We start from the raw sequence: 449 nt of genomic DNA, 5'->3' as shown, positions 1-449 counted from the left end.
GCTGAAGTCGGGGGGTTGTTTAGGACAACACTTAGTAGCCGTTGAAATGCGTCCGTTCATACTGGTATAGATGTATATATATATATTGTACAATGGTGGCACCAACCCATGAGTTGGTCTCGTCTGGCCCGTGAGGCGAGACACAACCACCCTTTTGAGGCAGGTATTCTTGTAAGGGTGCAAATGATTGAGTTTACCATTCGCCTATCGACCCTTCTCTGCAGTACGTGACTACGCAGTGACAACCTTGCCATGTCATCAGCACAGTTTGGTGCTCAGTGGGCTAATCCAAGCGATGTATTCAGTGTCTTGCTCATCCTCGGAGGCGATGTCATAAGTCATGCACTTGCCCAACTCGCTGGATCCGGGATCGCGCCGGTAACATTCTCCTTCGGTAAGGACTTCCACCTATGGGTTGAAACAGCCGTATCTGCACTATCTACTAATAC

1 protein-coding gene is annotated in these 449 nt (G+C 49.0%); it reads left to right on the top strand.

The window, feature by feature from the left end:
- Positions 1–252: 252 nt before the first annotated feature.
- Positions 253–449 (top strand): hypothetical protein (locus KUA11_RS17150; RefSeq protein WP_217412264.1); only part of this gene is annotated, 197 nt, incomplete at its 3' end.

This window comes from Acetobacter estunensis, from assembly GCF_019083805.1.
GTDB lineage: Bacteria > Pseudomonadota > Alphaproteobacteria > Acetobacterales > Acetobacteraceae > Acetobacter > Acetobacter estunensis_A.
The sequence above is the reverse complement of the archived record's forward strand: the minus strand, read 5'-3'. Positions and strand labels throughout refer to the sequence as shown.